The sequence below is a fragment of the Cupriavidus sp. 207A1 genome (genome assembly GCF_057798955.1).
Genome location: NZ_JBYOJO010000004.1, coordinates 352,660 through 370,865, shown reverse-complemented (window position 1 = coordinate 370,865; position 18,206 = coordinate 352,660). Strand labels below are relative to the sequence as shown.

Sequence of the window (18,206 nt, the reverse complement as noted above, 5' to 3'; positions counted from 1 at the left end):
CCACGGGCAACGACAGCCCCGGCACAGGGGCTATCCGGCGCGCGCCAGGCGTGCCGCGGCGCGCGTGATGGCCTGCCGGGTGCCGGCGTAGTCCGCCCACGGGTCTGCCGCCTCCAGCGCGTCCAGCCGGGCTTCGACGTTGGCGACGGTCCACTGCGCGGCGCTGGTCAATGTGTCCAGCTCCTCCCACGCCACCGGAATCGATACCCCCAGCCCGGGCCGCGCGCGTGCCGAGAATGCGGCCACCGTGGTCGCGCCCATGCCGTTGCGCAGGTAATCGATGAAAATCTTGCCGACCCGGTTGCGCGCGCCGCTCTTGGCGACGAAGCGCTGCGGCAGCGTCGCGGCCGCGTGCAGCACCACGTCGCGCGCGAAATCCTTCAGCTCGTCCCAGCCCGCCCGCGGCGTGACCGGCACCACCACGTGCAGGCCCTTGCCGCCGCTGGTCTTGAGGAAGCTGGCCAGCCCCAGCTCGTCCAGCAGCGCCTTCATCAGCGCGGCCGCTTCCTGCACCTGTGTCCACGGCACGCCTTCGCCGGGGTCGAGGTCGAAGATGATGCGGTTGGGCCGGTCGATGCTGCGCTTGCTCGCGTTCCAGGTATGGAACTCCACCACGTTGAGCTGGGCCGCCGCCACCAGTGCCTCGGCCGAGGCGATCTCCAGCAGGGCGGGATGTCCCGGCCACAGGCCGGGGTCCAGCACGTTGAGGCCGTCCACGCGCAGCGTGTCGCTGTGGCGCTGGAAGAACTGCTCGCCACCCACGCCGGACGGCGCGCGCACCATCGCGATCGGGCGTCCGCGCAGGTGCGGCAGCATCAGCGGCGCGGCGCGTTCGTAGTAGCGCACCAGGTCGCCCTTGGTCAGGCCCGAGTCGGCGTCGATCACGCGCTCGGCGTGGCTGATCGAGACCTTGCCGCCCACCGCGGTCTGGCGCTTGGCCGCGCCCGCCTTTGGCCTGGACTCAGGCCTGGCTGCTGGCTTGTCCCGCGTCGTGGCTGCCGCCTTGCCTTTGCCAGCGGGCGCCGCCGGCTGCTCCACCGAAACCGCGCCGGCGGGCTTGTCGGTGCGCAGGCCATGGAACACCGCATGGCGCACGCGGCCTTCGCGGGTCCAGCTGCCGAACGAAACTTCGGCCACCAGCGTGGGCTTGACCCAATGCCCGCGCACGCCGGCCGGCAGCGTGTGGAACGGCGACGCATCGGCACGCAGCGCATCGAGTTGCGCGCGCAGCTCGTCGAGCGTGCGGGTGTCGAAGCCCGTGCCGACATTGCCCGCATAGCGCAACCGTCCGCCGCTGTCGTGCACGCCCAGCAGCAGCGAGCCGATGCCGGTGCGGCTGCCCTTGGGATCGGTGAAGCCCGCCACCACGAATTCCTGGCGCAAGGTGCATTTGAGCTTGATCCACGTATTGCTGCGCGCGCTGACGTAGGCGGAGTCGGCGCGCTTGCCGATCACGCCTTCCAGCTTCATGCGGCACGCCGCGTCCAGCATGTCGCCGGGGCTGGCTTCGAAATCTTCGCTGAACTGCAGGCGCGGCGAGACGTTGTGCCCGAAGATCCGGCGCAGCAGCGCGCGGCGCTCCACCAGCGCCACCTTGCGCAGGTCATGGCCGGCAAAGTAGGGCAGGTCGAAGACAAAGTACTGGATGGCTTCGACGCGCGAGGTATCGAAGGCATTCTGCAAGGCCTGGAAATCGGTCTCGCCGTGCTTGCCGAGCACCACGATCTCGCCGTCGAGCCAGCCGTCGGGCAGGCCCAGCGCGCCGACATCGCGCGCCAGCGCGCGCAGCTTGCTGGTCCAGTCATGGCCCTGGCGCGTGAACAGCCGCACGTCCTTGCCGTCGACGCGCGCCAGCAGCCGGTAGCCGTCGAACTTGATCTCGTAGCGCCAGGCCGCGGCGTCGGGCGGCGGTTTCTCGACCAGCGTCGCCAGTTGCGGCGCCAGCGCCAGCGGCAGCGCCGCGCGCGTTGCGCCGGGCGGTGGCTTCAGCGCGCGCATGGCATCGTGCGCGGCCGGTGTAGCCGTTTCGGCCGCGGCTGCCTTGCCGGCGCCGGCGCGCCTGGCCGCGGGCTTGCGCTGGGTGCCGCCCAGCACGCTGTCGGGCAGGGCCTCGACCACGTCGAACTCCGACGCCGGCACCGCGGCGTCGTCGCGTTCCTTGATCAGCAGCCAGGCGTCCTGCTCCTTCTGCCGGCTGCCGTGCATGCGCACCAGGGTCCAGTGCCCGTGCAGCTTTTCGCCGCGCAGCTCGAACTTGAGCTTGCCGCTGCGATAGCCCGCCTCGGGATCGCCCACCGGGACCCAGGTGCCGCGGTCCCAGACGATCACCGTGCCGGCGCCATAGTGCCCGGCGGGAATCACGCCCTCGAAGCCGGCGTAGTCCATCGGATGGTCTTCCACATGGACCGCCATGCGCTTGTCGGCGGGGTCCAGGCTGGGCCCCTTGGGCACGGCCCAGCTCTTCAGCGTGCCGCCCAGCTCCAGACGGAAGTCGTAGTGCAGCCGCCGTGCCGCATGCTTCTGGATCACGAACGACAACGCCGCGGCACGCTTGCGCGGTGCGGCGCGGGCAGCGGCGCCGCTGGGCTCGGGCGTGGCGCCGAAGTCGCGCATGCGGCGGTATTTTTCGAGCGCCGCGGGCGTGACTGGAGCCGGTGCCGCGCCGCGTGCCGCGGGGCGGGCGCTGGCGGCGCGCTTGGTGCCGGGCTTGGTGGCGGGCTTCGCCGAGGTCGTCCTGGCGGGCTTGCTGCCCGTCCTGGCGGCAGGCTTCGCCGCACGCTTGCCAGCGGCGCGCGGTGCGCGCGAGTCCTGCGAAGTGGTCTTGGCCATGGCGGTCGCCGGTTGCGTGGATGCATCCAGCTTAGGCAGCACATGGCCGCGCTGAAATCGGCGCCCGTCCTACATCCTGCACAGAGCAAGCAACCAGGAACGGCGCGGTAGCGGACATCGCCGCGATGCGCCCCCAGCGCCATGTGGTTCTTACCAGGCGTTGTAAATCTGCCGTGGACGTCATGCCCCGCCGCCGCGGTCACGGCGGGCCCGCGACGGGAACGCTCCTTGCGACTTTCCACCGATACGCCCGGCGCAGGGCCGGGACTCCCCACTGGAGGACGCGGCAGATGAAACCCACCTTGAAGAGAATCAGCTCGCAGGTCATCGTGCTGACCGGCGCCAGCAGCGGCGTTGGGCTGGTCACCGCGCGCAAGGCGGCGCAGCAGGGCGCACGCCTGGTGCTGGTGGCGCGCAGCGAGGGGTCGCTGCACCAGCTGGCGGAAGAATTGCGCGAGCAGGGTACCGAAGTGATCACAGTGGTCGCGGATGTGGGCAGGCACGATGAGGTCGGCAAGGTGGCGCATGCCGCGATCGAGCGCTTCGGCGGCTTCGACACCTGGATCAACAACGCCGGCGTGACCATCTTCGGACGCCATTGTGATGTGCCGCTGGAAGACCAGCGGCGGCTGTTCGACACCAACTACTGGGGCACCGTGCATGGCTCGCTGGCGGCCGCGGCACACCTGCGCGAGCATGGCGGCGCCATCATCAACATGGGCAGCGAGGCCGCCGACGGCCCGATGCCGCTGCAGAGCGCCTACTCGGCCTCGCAGCATGCGATCAAGGGCTTCACCGATTCGTTGCGGCTGGAGCTGGAGCAGGAGCAGGCCCCGGTCAGCGTGACGCTGATCAAGCCCGCCGGCCTGGAAACCCCGCTGGCCATGCACGCCAAGAACTTCCTCGACGTCGAGCCGCGCCTGCCGCCGCCGCTGTACGACCCGGCCCTGGCCGCCGACGCGATCCTGTTCGCCGCGGAAAACCCGCGCCGCGAGCTGTTCGTGGGCGCCGCGGCCAAGGCCTTCTCGGCTGCCGCGTACCATGCGCCGCACACCTTCGACCGCTTCATGCGCCGCTTCATGGGCCGCGCCCAGCAGACCCGCCATCCGGCCGGCCCGCTCGAGGACAACGCGCTCTACGGCAGCGGCAGCGGCCTGCAGGAGCGCACCGGCACCCACGCCGCGCTGCATTCCTGCCCGTACACCACCACCGCGCGCTACCCCATGCTGACCACCGCACTGGTGGTCGGGGCCTCGGCCGCGGTCGCGGCGATGGTCCAGCTGCGCCGCCGCTAGCGCCGCTGCGCCGCCCGCCGCCGCAGACGGCATGCGTGCGGCGGGCCGCCGTTCTCGGACTCCCCGCAACGCGGCGTGCGTCGCTTGCGCCGCGATATCGGGTGGCGCAAGGGCAGCGAGCGCCTATTATTGACTTGAATGCCCGCGCCTCGCGGGCATTTGGCGCTGTGCCTCTGCGCCGGCCGTGGCTGCACGCTACGCAGGCCAGACCGTCGACAATCCCATCTACCGAATGTGATCATGACCGGGATGCAAGCGGCAACGGAAGTTCGCTCGACCCTCGTGGAATCGTGCGGCGGCTTGGCGCCGGAGGGCGACGCCCTGCATTTGGCGCAACGATATCGCCGCCTGCTTGACGCGGTGGAGGATTGTGCGGTGTTCGAGCTCGACGCGCATGGCGTGATCGTGGCGTGGCCCGAACCGGCACGCCGGCTGTTCGGCTACAGTGCCGCGGAGATCGTAGGCAGTCATGTGTCGCGGCTGCACCGTGCCGAGGACGCTGCCGCGGGCCTGGCGCAGCAATGGCTGGATGCGGCCGCGCGCAGCGGCCAGGCGCGCGACGAAGGCTGGCGCGTGCGCCGCGACGGCAGCCTGCTGCGGGCCAGCTGCGACATGCGCTGCATGGACGCGGCCGACCTGCCCGATGGCGCGGCGGGCACGGGCTTTATCGTGTCCTGCCGCGACACCACCGTGCAGCAGGCCGCCGCCGACCATGCGCGCCTGGCCGCCGACAAGCTGCACCTGCTGGCCGAGAACCTGCCCTGCACCGCGGTCTGCGAACTCTCGCTCGATGGCACCATTCGCAGCTGGAACGCCGGCGCGCACGCGCTTGCCGGCCATACCGCCGAAGAGGCGGCGGGCCGGCCGCTGGCCTGGCTCTATACCCGCCAGGATGCCGCCGCGGGCCGCCCGCAGGCCGCGCTGGAGGCGGCACGGGCCTGCGGCCAATGGGCTGGCGAAGAACGGCTGGCGCGCAAGGACGGCTCGGTAATGCGCTGCGCCACGCGCATGGTGCTGGTGCGCGACGCGGCCGGTTGCCCGGAATGCCTGCTGTGGACCGCGCGCGACCTCAGCGATGCGCTGCGGCTGGAAATGCTCGATGCCGGCAACCGCCGCCTGCAGTCCTTCCTCGCCATCCTCGCCCACGAGCTGCGCAACCCGCTGGCGCCGGTGCGCAATGCCGTCGAAGTGATCGTGCTGACCCCCGACACCGGGCCGCGCGTGCGCCACTGCGCCGAGATCATCGAGCGCCAGCTGCGCCAGGTGGAGCGGCTGGTCAACGACCTGCTCGACGTGGGCCGCGTGACCGCCGGCAAGCTCAAGATGGAGCTGACGCCGACGTCCTATAACGAAGTGGTCGCCACCAGCCTGGAAGCGATCCGTCCCACGCTGGAAGCGTCGGGCCAGCAACTGGTGGTGGCGCTGCCGGAGGTCTCGCCCTTTGTGCGGGCCGATGCCGCGCGGCTCGGGCAGGTGCTGCTGAACCTGCTCAGCAACGCCGCCAAGTACACGCCGCGCGGGGGAACCGTCAGCGTGCAGGTCAGCGTGGAGGCGGAGCGCGTGATCACCGCGGTGTCGGATACCGGCCGCGGGCTGGAACGCGCGGCGCTGGACCGCATCTTCAACCTGTTCACGCAGGAAAGCGATGCCGGCAGCCGCAGCGGGCTGGGCATCGGCCTGGCGCTGGCCAAGGCCATCCTCGAAGCGCATGGCGGCGCGATCCAGGCCGACAGCGCGGGCGCGGGCAAGGGCAGCACCTTCACCGTGATCCTGCCGCGCGCCAGCGCGCGTCCGGCCGAGCCCGCCACGCTGGCGCCGGGCAGGGCGCCGTGCCGGCGCGTGCTGGTGGTCGATGACAATGCCGACTGCGCCGACAGCATGGCCGAACTGCTGACCCTGCTTGGCCACGAGGCCCAGGCGGTGCACCGCGGCCAGCAGGCGGTAGGCGTGGCCGCGGCGTTCCGGCCCGACTGCGTGCTGCTCGATCTGCAGATGCCCGACATGTCCGGCTATGAAGTCCTGGAAGCGCTGCGCGAGGACCTGCGCGGCCGCCCGGTGCGGTTCCTGGCGCTGTCGGGGCGCGGCACCGCCGAGGACCAGCGCCGCAGCCGGCAGGCCGGCTTCGATGCGCACCTGACCAAGCCGCTGTCGATCGAAGCCCTGTCGCGGGCCCTGGCCGAGCCGGTGCCGGCAAGACCCGCGGGGCCTCACAAGGAGCGGTAGGCGTCGAGCCGGTTGTAAAGCGTCTTCAGGCTGATGCCGAGGGCGCGCGCGGCCTGGCGCTTGTCGCCGTCGAAGCGCGCCAGCGTCGCCATGATGATCTCGCGCTGGGTGTCGGCCAGGGTGGTGCCGACGCGCACGTTGACCACGCCGTCGACGGTGGTCGGCCGCGGCGCCTGCGTGGCCAGGTTGGGGTTGCCGATCTCCACCACCTTGTCGGCGAGGATAAAGGCGCGGTAGACCGCGTTCTTCAGCTCGCGCACATTGCCGGGCCAGTCGTAGCGCACCAGGCGGTCCAGCGAGCCTGCCGAGAAGCTCTTGTCGGTGCGCTCCATGGCGTTGTACTCGGCCAGGAAGTGGCGTGCCAGCGGCACGATATCGTCGGGCCGCTCGCGCAGCGGCGGGATATGCAAGGGAAACACCGCCAGCCGGTACAGCAGGTCCTCGCGCAGCTGGCCGCCGCGCACGGCTTCCACCGGGTCGCGGTTGGTGGCCGCGAGGATGCGCACGTCGGTGGCGATCAGCGTATCGCCGCCGACGCGGTGGAAGGTGCGGCCCTCCAGCACCCGCAGCAGCTTGATCTGCATCTCCAGCGGCATCTCGGTGACTTCGTCGAGAAACAGCGTGCCGCCCTGGGCCTGCTCGAAGTAGCCCGCCTTCTGCTCGATGGCGCCGGTAAAGCCGCCCTTTTCATGGCCGAACAGTTCGGATTCGATCAGCGTGGGCTGGATCGCGCCGCAGTTGACGGCAATGAAGGGGCCGTTGCGGCGGGCGCTGCGTTCATGCACCGCGCGCGCCACCACTTCCTTGCCCGAGCCGCTTTCCCCCACGGCCAGCATGGTGACATCGGTGGGCGCCACGCGCTCGATCTGCGCCAGCAGGCGTTGCATTGCGGGCGCGGTGCTTTCCCACAGCAGCGACACCTGCGACGGCACGGCGCGGCGCGGCGCGGGTTCGCTGGCCGGCGCGGTGCCGGCGGCGTGGCCGGCGCCGTGGTTGGCGCCGTGGCTGGAAGAGGCGGCGTTGCTGCGCCGCGAAGTGCTGGCGGTCACTGGCACGGGTTGCTGGCCCGAAATCGGCCGATCGAGGGTTGCAGGTGGCGGGTTGCCGGGAGAAGTTCCTATGCTAGCCTTTGGCGTGGGGGCTTGCCATAGCGGCGCGCACCTGCGCGGCAAGTTCCGACAGCTGTGTCAGACGGACACCGGCAACGACCGTGCCTGCCCAGGCTTAGACTGGCATTACGCAGTGTGGACCCGCCCCCGCGGACCAGAATCCGCAGTCAGGGCCGTGCCCTTCTGTGCCTGCCAAGGCTGCCGTACGCGCCACGCATGAGGCGCGCCGGCGGATTTCCGCTGACCCGGTGCCGGTCGGCGTTGCGGTTGCGGAAGGCAGCGCCCGGGGGGTTGCCTTGAGTTTCCATTAGGTCTCACTGACGGATCGTATGCCCCACATCCTGATTGTCGATGACGACGAAAACGCATGCGCCGCGCTGGCCGAGATCGTAGCCATGGAAGGCTTCACCTCGGCCACCGCCGGCACGCTGCGTGAAGCGCGGCTGCAGATCGGCTGGCGCATGCCGGAAGCCATCGTGGCCGACCTGCGCCTGCCCGACGGCAACGGCATGGAACTGTTCGAGGAGGTCGGCGCTTCCGGCGTCGAGGTGATCCTGACCACCGGCTACGCCAGCGTGGAAAGCGCGGTGGAAGCGCTGCGCGCCGGCGCCACCGATTACCTGGTCAAGCCCATCAACGTCGCGCGCCTGCAGACCGTGCTCAAGCGCCTGGCCACCACCGGCGAGTTGCGCGCCGAGATCCATTCGCTGCGTGGCGAATTGCGCCGCTACGGCCGCTTCGGGCGCCTGATGGGCAGCTCCGAGGTGATGCAGGCGGTCTACGACCAGCTCGCGCGCGTGGCGCCCACCGAGGCTACCGTGCTGCTGATCGGCGAAAGCGGCACCGGCAAGGAGCTGGCCGCGCAGACCGTGCACGAGCTGTCGGCGCGGCGGCGCCAGCCGTTCCTGGCGGTCAACTGCGGCGCGATCTCGCCCACGCTGATCGAAAGCGAGATGTTCGGCCACGAGCGCGGCAGCTTTACCGGGGCAGATCGCCAGCACAAGGGCTATTTCGAGCGCGCCGACGGCGGCACGCTGTTCCTGGACGAAATCACCGAGATGCCCGCCGAGCTGCAGGTCAAGCTGCTGCGGGTGCTCGAGACCGGCACCTTCATGCGGGTCGGCACCAACCGCGAATGCCATGCCGACGTGCGCGTGCTGGCCGCCACCAACCGCAACCCCGAGGAAGCGGTCGCCGACGGCAAGCTGCGCGCCGACCTGTTCCACCGGCTCAATGTCTTCCCGGTGGAGCTGCCGCCGCTGCGCGCGCGCGGCGACGACGTAATCCAGATCGCCAACATGATGCTGGACCAGCTCAATGCCGAACAGGGCGTGCAGCGCCGCTTCGCGCCCAATGTGCTCGACAGCCTGCGCCTGCACGCGTGGCCCGGCAACGTGCGCGAGCTGCGCAACTTCGTGCAGCGCGCCTTCATCATGGCTGACGACGACCTCATCACCGAAGCCCAGGTGCCGCTGCAGGTCGCGGCCACCCAGGCGCCGGGCGCGGCGGTGGTGTCGGTGCCGGTGGGGATGTCGCTGGCCGATGCCGACCGCCAGCTGATCTTCGCCACGCTGGAGCAGTGCGCGGGGGTCAAGAAGCACGCGGCGGAAATCCTCGGCATCAGCCTGAAGACTTTGTACAACCGGCTGGAAGATTATGCCGCCCGTGGCGAATTGCCAGAGTGGTTGCGCGCCTCGCGCAATGACTCGGGTCCGTCCGCAACCGGATGACAGCGTGGGCCATCGCTTGGGACCACGGGGATGGCGGGTGCGCGCGGCGGCCCCGGTGGCGGCATGGGCGCGTGGAGCACGTTTCTTGCTTCCGAGCAGGGCAATGTCTCCGGCCGATCCGGCCTGCCATGTCTACGGGCCGTTGCGGCCGATCCGCACATGACGCAGCTATCTCCGCCGTCCGGCTTGCCGGGCAACTCTGAGCCAGATTCCGCGCAGCCGTCCGACGCGCAGGCGCCGAACGCGCAGGCCGCGGCCGGCAACGGCAGCGTCCAGCCGGTGCGTAGCGTGCGGGAGGTCGGCACGCTGATCGAGCAATCCGCGCATGACCTGCGCTCTTCGCTGAACGCCATCCAGAGCTGGGCCTACGTGCTGGACCGCGCCTTCGATACCACGCCGGCGCCGGCGCAGCGCGCGCTCGACGGCATCCGCTCGGGCATGCAGCAACAGCTGGCGCTGATCGAGGAAATGGAAGAGGGGGTGCGGCTGCTGGCCGACGAGACCCCGCCCCGCTGGCAGCAGCTGGACCTGCGCACGCTGGCGCTGCAGGCAATTGCCGACCGCCGCCATGCGGCCGAGGCGCGCGGCGTGCTGCTGTCGCCGCTGAGCGCGGACGGCTCCGCGATCTGGGCGGAGGCGGCAACCCGCTCGACCGAGCCGGGCGCCGCCCCGGACGCGGCGGATGCCGACGCCTACCGGATCGACGGGGATGCCATGCGGCTGGGGCCGTTGCTGCGGCACCTGCTGGTGCACTGCATCTGGCGCGCCCCCACCGGCGGCGCGGTCAGCATGCACCTGTTCAGCGAGCCCGATTACGTCAAGCTGCGCATCACCGAAAGCCCGCCGCTGGATTCGCAGCGCAGCGCCAGCCGGCTGGCGGCGCTGACCGACTTCTTCGGCCGCCGTCCGCCGCAGGGGGGCGAGCCGCCGTCCCGGCAAAGCAGCGCACTGCTGCTGACGCGGCGCATGGTGGAAATGCACGGCGCCGTGCTGAGCGCGGAGAGCGACGGCTGCGACAGCGACAAGGTCAGCGTCTGCATCGCGGTCCGGTTCCCGCGCCATATGCGCCAGGCCTGAACGCGGCTCCGCCGCCGATATCGATGTAGTTTTTACCCGGCCGGCGCCAACGCTACGCGTACCACTTGCCCGCGGCGCCATCGCGCGGTGGCCGCGCGCCACGGTATGGCTGCGTTCACACGCGCGCCGCAGCGCCTGCCTGCGTGCAAGGCCGCTGACAAATTTCTGGCCCGCCCCTTGCATGGATCAAGCACCCTAAACCAAGGAGGGAACAACCATGCCCAACGCCAGCCGCAAGTCCGCCCAGGCCGAGCAGGTTGCACAGAAGCCGTCCCGGGCGAAGTCCGCGACCGCCACGCGGTCCGCGCAGTCCACCAGGGCCACGCCATCGGCGCGTGCCGGCAGCGCGCCGGCCACCCGCAGCAGCGGCCCGTCCGCGGGCAAGGGCGCAGCCGGCAAGCCGGCCGCGGGCACCCGGCCGCGCGGCAAGGAAGCCAAGACCTACCAGGCCGCCGTCGACGATTCGCTCGAGATGACCTTCCCGGCCAGCGATCCGATCTCGCCCAGCGCTGCCATGCACGCCGAGAAGAAGACGCAGACCGCGCGCGACGACGTCGACTGGAAGCTCAGGGAAGGCAGCCAGGAGCAGCCGGTAGGCGCGAAGCCGGCCGGCCAGCGCAAGGGCGCAGCCGCGGAGCCGGGACGCTCGGCCAAGCCTGCTGCAAAGACCGGGGCGAAGGCGAGCGCGAAGGCGGGTTCGAAGGCGAGCGACATGCCGGGCGCCAAGCCGCCGACCCGGACAGCTGCCAAATCCACGGCCAGGTCCGCAATGACCGGGTCCGCTGCGACCAGGTCGGCGACGGCCAAGCCTGCCGCCAAGTCCGCTGCGAAGCCCGCTAGCAAGCCCGCTACCAAGCCCGCTACCAAGCGCGCAGCCAAGCCTGCCGCAAAGACCGGAGCAGCGGCCGGGGGCAAGGCCGGGGCCAGGACTGCGGCCAAGTCCGCCAAGCCGGGCAAGTCGGCCAAGCGCTGAGGAGCGTGCCTGCCCCCTTTAGTCCACCTTGAGTCCAAGCGCCGCGGCGTGGCTGCCACCAGCACCGCCGCGGTTCCGAACACATCGATGAACGAAAAGGAGCCACCATGTCCGCCATCATCGCTGGCCGCTTCGACAGCTTCGCCACCGCCGAGACCACCGCAAGCCGGCTGCGTGCGCAGGGGTTTGCCGACCAGGACCTGAACCTGTTCTACGTGAACCCGCCCGGGCAGCACGCCGCCTATGCCATCGGCGGCGACCACGCCGCGGACGCCGGCGCGCGCAAGGCGGGCGTGGGCGCCATCAGCGGGGTGCTGATCGGCGCCGCCGTGGGCGCCGCAGTTGGTGCGGCGCTGGTCGCCGCGCTGGGCGCGACGCCACCGCTGTCGATCCTGGTGCTGGTATTCGCGGTCGGGCTGGGTGCCTACCTGGGCTCGCTCGCGGGTGCGCTGGCACTGGCGCGCCATGCCGGGCGCAACCCGCGCACCGGCCAGCCGCCGGTGCGCAATGCCGGGGTCGTGCTGGCCGCGCACCTGACCGGCACAGACACCGCCGCGGCGGACACGGTCGCGACCGTGTTGCGCAAGGGCGGCGCCAAGGATGTCGAGCGCGCCGACGGCGAGTGGGTCGATGGCCGCTGGGCCGACTTCGATCCGCTGGTACCGCCGGTGCCGGCCGACACGCGCGCACGCCGCTAGCGCATCGTGCTACGCATTTCGCCCCAACCCGCTACCCGAGCAGCCAAACGGAGGTATCCATGAACCCAGTCCAACCTGAAACCCCCGGCGCCGAACATCCGCACGGCGCCTCGATCGTCGGCGGCATCGACCGCAATTCCCCGGGACCCGGCCCATTCGTGATGGCGGCCGACACGCTCGAGGGCAACAAGGTGGTTGACCCGGCCGGCGACGATATCGGTACCATCGACCACATCATGATCGACGTGCTCGGCGGCCGCGTCGCCTATGCCGTGCTGGCCATGGGCGGCTTCCTTGGCATTGGCGAAAAGCTGTTCGCGCTGCCGTGGTCCGCGCTGACGCTGGACACGCGGCGCAAGTGCTTCGTGCTCGGCGTCGAGAAGGACCGGCTCAAGGCCGCGCCAGGCTTCGACAAGGACCACTGGCCGACCATGGCCGATTCGCAATGGGCCACCAGCATCCACCAGTACTACGGCATCTCGCCGTACTGGGAAGCCGACCGCTATGACCCTTGGGGTTGATCCCAACTCATCGGGCCGTTAGCCCCTCGTAAACGCCAGGGCGCCGGAGCAAACCTCCGGCGCCTTGTCGTTCAGCGTTGTCGTTCAGCGTTGTCGTTCAGACCTTGTGATTCACCTGCCCGGCCGGCTTGTCGGCCGGGTCGGCGTGCCTGCCGCTGCCGGCGGGCTGTCCCTGCGGCTCGGGCGCGGGCGGCTGCCGCGTCGACAGCGCGTTATGCACGCCCAGCACGCCGGGACTGACCGCCGCGGCCTTTTCCACGCGCTGCGCGGTGTCTACGTCTTCCACGCAGCCGCGCACGGTCACGCGCCGGTCCGCCACCTCGAGCGTCACGCCGTCAGGAAAGCGGCCATCGAAGGCCGCGGCAATCTGGGCGCGTACGGCCACGCGCAGGGCTTCGTCATCGGCGGAAGGGGTTGCGCTCATCGCGGCTCCTGGTCGATGCGGCTTCAGCGCGCGGGCGCCGAAGGCGTGGAGATCGACGCCAGCGTCTCGCCGGCATCGCGCGTATCGGCACCCTTGCTGGCAAGGTCGCCCAGCGACACGATGCCCACCAGGGCACGGTCGTGATCGAGCACCGGCAGACGCCGCACCTGCGCGGCTTCCATCTTGTGCTGCGCGTCTTCGAGCGATTCGTCTTCGAGGCACCATTGCACTTGCGGCGACATCGCCTCGGCCACGCGCGTGGCCTGCGGCGGCTGGCCGCCGGCGGTGGCGCGCACGGTGATGTCGCGGTCGGTCAGCATGCCGACCAGGCGCCGGCCGTCGCAGACCGGCAGCGAACCGACATGCAGGTCCGCCATCAGCTGCGCGGCATGCTGGATGGTTTCATCGGGGGTGATATAGGCCGGCTGGCGCGTCATGATGTCGACGACGCGGCGCGGCGCGCGGGGTTGCGTGGCAGGGGACTGGAACATGGCTGGCTCCGTTTGCTTGGGACCGACACCGCGTGCGGATCGGGCCCTGGTCAACAGGGCGGCGTTCCGGCAAACCGGCAGCCACCGGCGCACGGGAGTCGCCGCTTCGTCACGGAATGCGGCGCAAGAAGCGTTCCCGTCGCCCGCGCACGCCCCGCACGCATGAACGCGGTCACGCTGCCGGCAAGATTTATCACCCGATGTAGAAACGAAAGGTGCAGAGCGCGGCAAGTGCTGCGCCCGTTGTAGGACTGCGCCCGCTGCACATTGGCGATGCGCTCCATACAATGAAATCAGCATGCCGCCCAGGCCATCACCCGTCCCGGCGGCCAATCCGGCGACTTATCCGTGGGAGTGCAACGATGCGCAAATCCAGCCCCATCCTGCCCGGCGTTGGCCATCGGCCCGGCGCCGGCAAACGTGCCACCGTGCTGCACCTGTTCGACCGCTTTGCCGGCGGCGCCACGCGCCATGCCGGGTCGCCGACCGCCTTCGTGCTGGCGGTCGGCGTGGTGGTGGCGTGGGCGCTCACCGGCCCAATGTTCGGGTACTCCGAAACCTGGCAGCTGGTCATCAATACCGGCACCACCATCGTCACCTTCCTGATGGTGTTCCTGATCCAGCAGAGCCAGAACAAGGACGCCGTGGCGGTCCACCTGAAGCTCAACGAACTGCTGGCCTCGCACCGCGAGGCCAGCAACATGCTGGTGTCGATCGAAGACCTGGATGAAGACGAACTGCGCCAGCTGGTCAGCTTCTACCGCCAGCTGGCCGAGCTGGCCGACCAGGAAGACGGCATCAAGACCAGCCATTCGCTCGACGAGGCGCGCGAAAACCACGCCGCCAAGCGTCACGCGCGGGCTGCGCGCGGGCATCCGCCCGCCGCGACCGCCGGCGGCACACCCGCAACCCCCGCCTCGGCAGCCTCCTAGCTTGCCGGCCAGCGGCCCCTTGCGCAGGATCCATGCGACCAACCGAAACAGGAGCAGGCCGTGACCGCATCCAGCAACGCAAGCAAGCGAAAACCGGTGCTGCCGGCTGCGGGTCCGGCAGCCGCGCAGCAGAGCAGCCGCCCGGTGATGGCCTACGGCTGCGAGACCCTGGACCGGGCCGACAGCCACCATGGCATGACCCTTGCCAATATTGCCCGCAAGGTGGCCCGGATTGCCGGCCAGCCGTTCGCCGGCGGCTACGCCGGGCCAGCAGCGGGACGGCCCGCGCCGTACCTGGTGCCGGCGCAGACGCTGGTCGGCCACGAACTGGCGGCAAGCTTGGGCGTGCAGGGCGAGGGCGATCTCTTCGGCGGCGTGGTGCCGTATGCGTTCGTCGCCACCAAGGCGATCACGCACGGCCTGGTCGAGCCCGGTGCCGCGGCGCCACGGGGCTGGTCAGAGGCCTTCGTGCGGCGCGTGGTGGGCGCCACGCTGCCGGGCTTTACCGCGTTCAGCCTCGGCGATGCGCGCATCGCGGCGCTGCGGCTGCTGACGCTGGGGCCGGTGCGGCTGAAGGATACCGGCGGTGTCGGCGGGCTGGGCCAGCGCGTGGTCGACGGCGAAGCTGCGCTGGAGGAAGCGCTGGCCGCGCTTGCCCCGGAGCAGGTCGAGCGCGACGGCCTGGTGGTGGAGCGCGACCTGCGCGCGCCGCAGACCTTCAGCGTCGGCAAGGTCGTGCTGGCGGGACTGGAGGCGAGCTATTGCGGCACGCAGGGGCTGACCGAGAACAACCGCGGCCAGAAGGTCTACGGCGGCTCGACCCTGACCGTGGTGCGCGGCGGCTTTGACGCGCTGCTGCAGCACCCGTTCGACGCCCGCATCCTCGCCGCGGTGCGCGCGGCGATGGTGTACCACGAGGCCGCGCTGGCCTGCTATGGCGAGGGCGGCGGCATGGTGCTGTCGCGCTGCAACTACGACGTCGCCTTCGGCGCGCCGGCCGGCGGCGCCAATGACGGGCAGATGCTAGGTGGCGTGCTCGAGCAGTCCTGGCGCGTCGGCGGTGCCACCGGTGCCGAACTGGCAGCGCTGGCGGCGCTGCGCGACGACCCGGGGCGCACGCGCGTGGTGGCGTCGACGCGCGAGGTCTACGGCAACGACGTGCGCGTGCCGGATGACGCCGAGATCTACTACCAGGGCGAAGACCGCCATGTCGGCCCCCTGACCAAATACGCACGACTGGAGCCTGAATCCGATGGCAACGCATGAAGAACTGCTGCAGATCGAAAGCGAAGGCGGCACCATTGCCGGTACCCTGATCAGCCCGGAGACCAAATTGCCGGGTGTGTTGTTCGTGCACGGCTGGGGCGGCAGCCAGCAGCAATACCTGGCGCGCGCGCGCAAGGTGACGGGGCTGGGCTGCGTCTGCCTGACCTTCGACCTGACCGGCCATGCCGGCACGCGCGCGCAATACGAGACCGTCAGCCGCACGCGCAATCTTGCCGACGTGGTGGCGGCCTACGATGTGCTGGTGCGCCAGCCCGAGGTCGACCGCAACGCGATCGCGGTGGTGGGCAGCAGCTATGGCGGCTACCTGGCCGCGCTGCTCAGCAGCCTGCGCCAGGTGCGCTGGCTGGCGTTCCGGGCCCCGGCGCTGTACATGGACACGGGCTGGGACCTGCCCAAGCGCCAGCTGCACCGCGAGCAGGACCTGGTGACCTACCGCCGCAGCATGGTGCCACCCGCCAGCAATCGCGCGCTGCGCGCCTGCACCGCGTTTACCGGCGACGTGCTGGTGATTGAATCCGAGCACGACCAGATCGTGCCCCATGCCGTGGTGATGAGCTATGTCGATTCCTGCATCCATGCCAACTCGCTGACCTACCGCGTGATCAAGGGCGCTGACCATGGCCTGAGCGACGAGGAATTCCAGCGCACCTACAGCAGCATGCTGGTCAACTGGCTGCGTGAAATGGTCACCGTGGCACGCGCCGGCCCGGTCACCGCCGAGCGCGCGGTGCCACCGGCGCCGCCAAAGCCCGCGCCGCCCGCGCCCGACGCCGGGCTCGAAACCCCGCAGCCCGAGTCGGCCAGCGCGCCGGGCGCCGCCTGAACTCGCGCGCCCATGGACAGCACGCTGCCCGCCACCGAAGCCTCCGCCGCGCTCGACACGGTGCTGCGCGAAGCGGGGCTGCGCTATGTCGACGACGGCAGCCCGGGCATCACGCGCCGGCGCCACGGCAGCGGCTTCCGTTATACGGGCCCGGACGGCAAGCGCGTGAGCGATGCCGCCACGCTGGCGCGCATCGCGGCACTGGCGATCCCGCCGGCCTATGAGTCGGTGTGGATCTGCCCCGATCCGCGCGGCCACCTGCAGGCCACCGGGCGCGATGCGCGCGGGCGCAAGCAGTACGTCTACCACCCGCAATGGGCCACGCTGCGCGACACCGACAAGTACGCGCGGCTGGCGGCGTTCGGCGCCGCGCTGCCACGCCTGCGCGCGCGCGTGGCGCGCGACCTGCGCCGCAACGGCATGCCGCGCGAAAAGGTGGTGGGCGCGGTGGTGCTGCTGCTCGACGCCACGCTGGTGCGCGTCGGCTCGCCGCGCTACGCGCGCCAGAACCGCACCTACGGCCTGACCACGCTGCGGCGGCGCCACGTGACCGTGCGCGGCAGCCGGCTGCGTTTCCAGTTCACCGGCAAGAGCGGCATCACGCACGACGTCTCGGTCAACGACCCGCGCCTCGCGCGCATCGTGCGCAACTGCGCCGACCTGCCTGGCCAGTGCCTGTTCAAGTACCGTGACAGCGACGGCGAGATCCGCGAAATCGGCTCGGCGGATGTCAACGCCTACCTGCAGGAAGTGACCGGCGGGGACTTTACCGCCAAGGACTTCCGCACCTGGGCCGGCAGCGTGCATGCGCTGGCGATCCTGCGCAAGCTGCCGGAAGCGTCCAGCGACACTGCGCGCCGCAAGGCGGTGTCCGATGCCATCCGCGAGGTCGCGAACCAGCTGCGCAACACCGTCGCGGTGTGCCGCAAATGCTATGTCCACCCCGACGTCATCGATGCCTACCTGGCCGGCGTGCTGCAGGCGCGCGGCCGCGCGCCCGCCATGACGCGGCTGCGCGCGGACGAGGCGCGGCTGCTGCAATTGCTGGCGGCGGCGCAATCCCAGCCAGCCAACGGCAAGAAAGGCAATAGCGGTTAATCGTCCGCGGCCCGGCGCTCAGCAACCCAGGGCGCCGATATAGCCAGGCAGGTCCTTGGCCTGGCGCGAGTGCGCCAGTTTGAACGCGCTCGCCACCGCAAAGGCAAAGTGATGCGGCGTGTCGAACGGCCCCGGCACGTGGCGCCGGAAGAAGTCTGCCCAGCGGAAATCTGGGTAGGCGGTCTTGACCTTGCGATAGCCGCCCGCCAGCTGCACGAAGGCCTCCAGGCTGCGGTAGGGGTCGTCGCGCATATCGTGGATGGCCTCGGGAAGTTCGGTCAGGGGCCGCCGGCGGCCATGCTCGTCGTAGGGATGGACCAGATGATTGGCGACCATGTGGCGCCAGAACGCAGACACGTCCATGTCGCTGAGGTCGGCACGCACGAGGCCGGGCACATGGGTCAGTCCCAGGTCATGCCAGGCGCGCACCCAGTGGTGATGGTCGACCACATAGAGCATCTGCTCCGGACCGATCACCAGGTGCACGCGGTGCCGGTCCAGGAACGCCGCGCGCGCCTCGGGCGCAATGCGGCGCGTGACGTGGATCTTCTGCGCCACGTGGTAGCCGCCCACCGTGATCTGGGTGGGACGCAGCGCGTCCAGCGGCACCATCAGCTTGCTGTCGGGCGCCAGCTTGCGCGGCGCCCGCCGCGGGGCGGGCGCCGTGTGCGCGGGGGCCTGGCCGGAGGGCAAGGC

The 18,206-nt window shown here is 70.7% G+C and carries 16 protein-coding genes; 11 read left to right on the top strand and 5 right to left on the bottom strand.

The window, feature by feature from the left end; translation table 11 throughout:
* Window positions 1–30: 30 nt before the first annotated feature.
* Entirely contained in the window at window positions 31–2,829 is a 2,799-nt protein-coding gene (ligD, locus tag AC3FMM_RS09785) for a DNA ligase D (protein WP_488686508.1), read from the bottom strand.
* 290 nt (window positions 2,830–3,119) lie between these two features.
* Here ligD and AC3FMM_RS09780 point away from each other — a divergent pair, with 290 nt between their 5' ends.
* Both AC3FMM_RS09780 and AC3FMM_RS09775 read left to right on the top strand, forming a co-directional pair.
* Window positions 3,120–4,124, top strand: a complete 1,005-nt coding sequence (locus AC3FMM_RS09780; RefSeq protein WP_115681917.1) for an SDR family oxidoreductase — start codon at window positions 3,120–3,122, stop codon at window positions 4,122–4,124.
* A gap of 240 nt (window positions 4,125–4,364) precedes the next feature.
* On the top strand, window positions 4,365–6,347 hold the full coding sequence (locus AC3FMM_RS09775; RefSeq protein ID WP_488686507.1) for a hybrid sensor histidine kinase/response regulator: 1,983 nt from the start codon (window positions 4,365–4,367) through the stop codon (window positions 6,345–6,347).
* Here the strand turns inward: AC3FMM_RS09775 and AC3FMM_RS09770 are convergent.
* A complete protein-coding gene (locus AC3FMM_RS09770; protein ID WP_115714032.1) occupies window positions 6,332–7,402 on the bottom strand; it encodes a sigma-54 interaction domain-containing protein in 1,071 nt (356 codons plus the stop codon). The two genes, AC3FMM_RS09775 and AC3FMM_RS09770, sit on opposite strands and share 16 nt — an antisense overlap.
* Window positions 7,403–7,785: 383 nt before the next feature.
* Between AC3FMM_RS09770 and AC3FMM_RS09765 the strand changes: the two genes are divergently transcribed.
* From AC3FMM_RS09765 to AC3FMM_RS09745, 5 genes are all read left to right on the top strand, one after another.
* A complete protein-coding gene (locus AC3FMM_RS09765; protein ID WP_018005543.1) occupies window positions 7,786–9,186 on the top strand; it encodes a sigma-54-dependent transcriptional regulator in 1,401 nt (466 codons plus the stop codon).
* Between the two features lie 159 nt (window positions 9,187–9,345).
* A complete protein-coding gene (locus AC3FMM_RS09760; RefSeq protein ID WP_488686506.1) occupies window positions 9,346–10,263 on the top strand; it encodes a sensor histidine kinase in 918 nt (305 codons plus the stop codon).
* 217 nt (window positions 10,264–10,480) lie between these two features.
* The gene (locus tag AC3FMM_RS09755; protein WP_488686505.1) at window positions 10,481–11,236 is read left to right on the top strand and encodes a hypothetical protein; all 756 of its coding nucleotides are present in this window, start codon (window positions 10,481–10,483) and stop codon (window positions 11,234–11,236) included.
* 107 nt (window positions 11,237–11,343) lie between these two features.
* Window positions 11,344–11,934, top strand: coding sequence for a hypothetical protein (locus AC3FMM_RS09750; protein ID WP_488686504.1), 591 nt, complete (start codon window positions 11,344–11,346; stop codon window positions 11,932–11,934).
* A 59-nt stretch (window positions 11,935–11,993) separates the two neighbouring features.
* Window positions 11,994–12,455 (top strand): PRC-barrel domain-containing protein, encoded by a 462-nt coding sequence (locus AC3FMM_RS09745; RefSeq protein ID WP_018005539.1) that lies wholly within the window; start codon window positions 11,994–11,996, stop codon window positions 12,453–12,455.
* 97 nt (window positions 12,456–12,552) lie between these two features.
* Here AC3FMM_RS09745 and AC3FMM_RS09740 read toward each other — a convergent pair whose 3' ends face one another.
* The gene (locus AC3FMM_RS09740; RefSeq protein WP_115681911.1) at window positions 12,553–12,879 is read right to left on the bottom strand and encodes a BON domain-containing protein; all 327 of its coding nucleotides are present in this window, start codon (window positions 12,877–12,879) and stop codon (window positions 12,553–12,555) included.
* A 23-nt stretch (window positions 12,880–12,902) separates the two neighbouring features.
* Window positions 12,903–13,370, bottom strand: coding sequence for a CBS domain-containing protein (locus tag AC3FMM_RS09735; RefSeq protein WP_473704588.1), 468 nt, complete (start codon window positions 13,368–13,370; stop codon window positions 12,903–12,905).
* Window positions 13,371–13,732: 362 nt separating this feature from the next.
* Between AC3FMM_RS09735 and AC3FMM_RS09730 the strand changes: the two genes are divergently transcribed.
* The 4 genes from AC3FMM_RS09730 (at window position 13,733) to AC3FMM_RS09715 (ending at window position 17,510) form a co-directional block, all read left to right on the top strand.
* A complete protein-coding gene (locus tag AC3FMM_RS09730; protein ID WP_115681909.1) occupies window positions 13,733–14,302 on the top strand; it encodes a low affinity iron permease family protein in 570 nt (189 codons plus the stop codon).
* Between the two features lie 147 nt (window positions 14,303–14,449).
* Window positions 14,450–15,568: a DUF3182 family protein gene (locus tag AC3FMM_RS09725; protein WP_198036088.1), complete on the top strand. Its 1,119-nt coding sequence runs from the start codon at window positions 14,450–14,452 to the stop codon at window positions 15,566–15,568.
* Window positions 15,555–16,412, top strand: coding sequence for an alpha/beta hydrolase family protein (locus AC3FMM_RS09720; protein WP_115702244.1), 858 nt, complete (start codon window positions 15,555–15,557; stop codon window positions 16,410–16,412). The genes AC3FMM_RS09725 and AC3FMM_RS09720 overlap by 14 nt, the downstream gene beginning before the upstream one ends.
* A gap of 12 nt (window positions 16,413–16,424) precedes the next feature.
* The gene (locus tag AC3FMM_RS09715) at window positions 16,425–17,510 is read left to right on the top strand and encodes a DNA topoisomerase IB (protein WP_488686502.1); all 1,086 of its coding nucleotides are present in this window, start codon (window positions 16,425–16,427) and stop codon (window positions 17,508–17,510) included.
* 18 nt (window positions 17,511–17,528) lie between these two features.
* Here AC3FMM_RS09715 and AC3FMM_RS09710 read toward each other — a convergent pair whose 3' ends face one another.
* Window positions 17,529–18,203, bottom strand: coding sequence for a ParB-like protein (locus tag AC3FMM_RS09710; RefSeq protein WP_198036041.1), 675 nt, complete (start codon window positions 18,201–18,203; stop codon window positions 17,529–17,531).
* Window positions 18,204–18,206 lie beyond the last annotated feature (3 nt).

Coding starts and splice junctions, on each gene's coding strand:
- AC3FMM_RS09775 (WP_488686507.1), top strand. CDS start 4,365: ATGACCGGGATGCAAGCGGCAACGGAAGTTCGCTCGACCCTCGTGGAA.
- AC3FMM_RS09755 (WP_488686505.1), top strand. CDS start 10,481: ATGCCCAACGCCAGCCGCAAGTCCGCCCAGGCCGAGCAGGTTGCACAG.
- AC3FMM_RS09720 (WP_115702244.1), top strand. CDS start 15,555: ATGGCAACGCATGAAGAACTGCTGCAGATCGAAAGCGAAGGCGGCACC.
- AC3FMM_RS09765 (WP_018005543.1), top strand. CDS start 7,786: ATGCCCCACATCCTGATTGTCGATGACGACGAAAACGCATGCGCCGCG.
- AC3FMM_RS09740 (WP_115681911.1), bottom strand. CDS start 12,879: ATGAGCGCAACCCCTTCCGCCGATGACGAAGCCCTGCGCGTGGCCGTA.
- AC3FMM_RS09745 (WP_018005539.1), top strand. CDS start 11,994: ATGAACCCAGTCCAACCTGAAACCCCCGGCGCCGAACATCCGCACGGC.
- AC3FMM_RS09750 (WP_488686504.1), top strand. CDS start 11,344: ATGTCCGCCATCATCGCTGGCCGCTTCGACAGCTTCGCCACCGCCGAG.
- AC3FMM_RS09725 (WP_198036088.1), top strand. CDS start 14,450: ATGGCCTACGGCTGCGAGACCCTGGACCGGGCCGACAGCCACCATGGC.
- ligD (WP_488686508.1), bottom strand. CDS start 2,829: ATGGCCAAGACCACTTCGCAGGACTCGCGCGCACCGCGCGCCGCTGGC.
- AC3FMM_RS09780 (WP_115681917.1), top strand. CDS start 3,120: ATGAAACCCACCTTGAAGAGAATCAGCTCGCAGGTCATCGTGCTGACC.
- AC3FMM_RS09735 (WP_473704588.1), bottom strand. CDS start 13,370: ATGTTCCAGTCCCCTGCCACGCAACCCCGCGCGCCGCGCCGCGTCGTC.
- AC3FMM_RS09715 (WP_488686502.1), top strand. CDS start 16,425: ATGGACAGCACGCTGCCCGCCACCGAAGCCTCCGCCGCGCTCGACACG.
- AC3FMM_RS09730 (WP_115681909.1), top strand. CDS start 13,733: ATGCGCAAATCCAGCCCCATCCTGCCCGGCGTTGGCCATCGGCCCGGC.
- AC3FMM_RS09760 (WP_488686506.1), top strand. CDS start 9,346: ATGACGCAGCTATCTCCGCCGTCCGGCTTGCCGGGCAACTCTGAGCCA.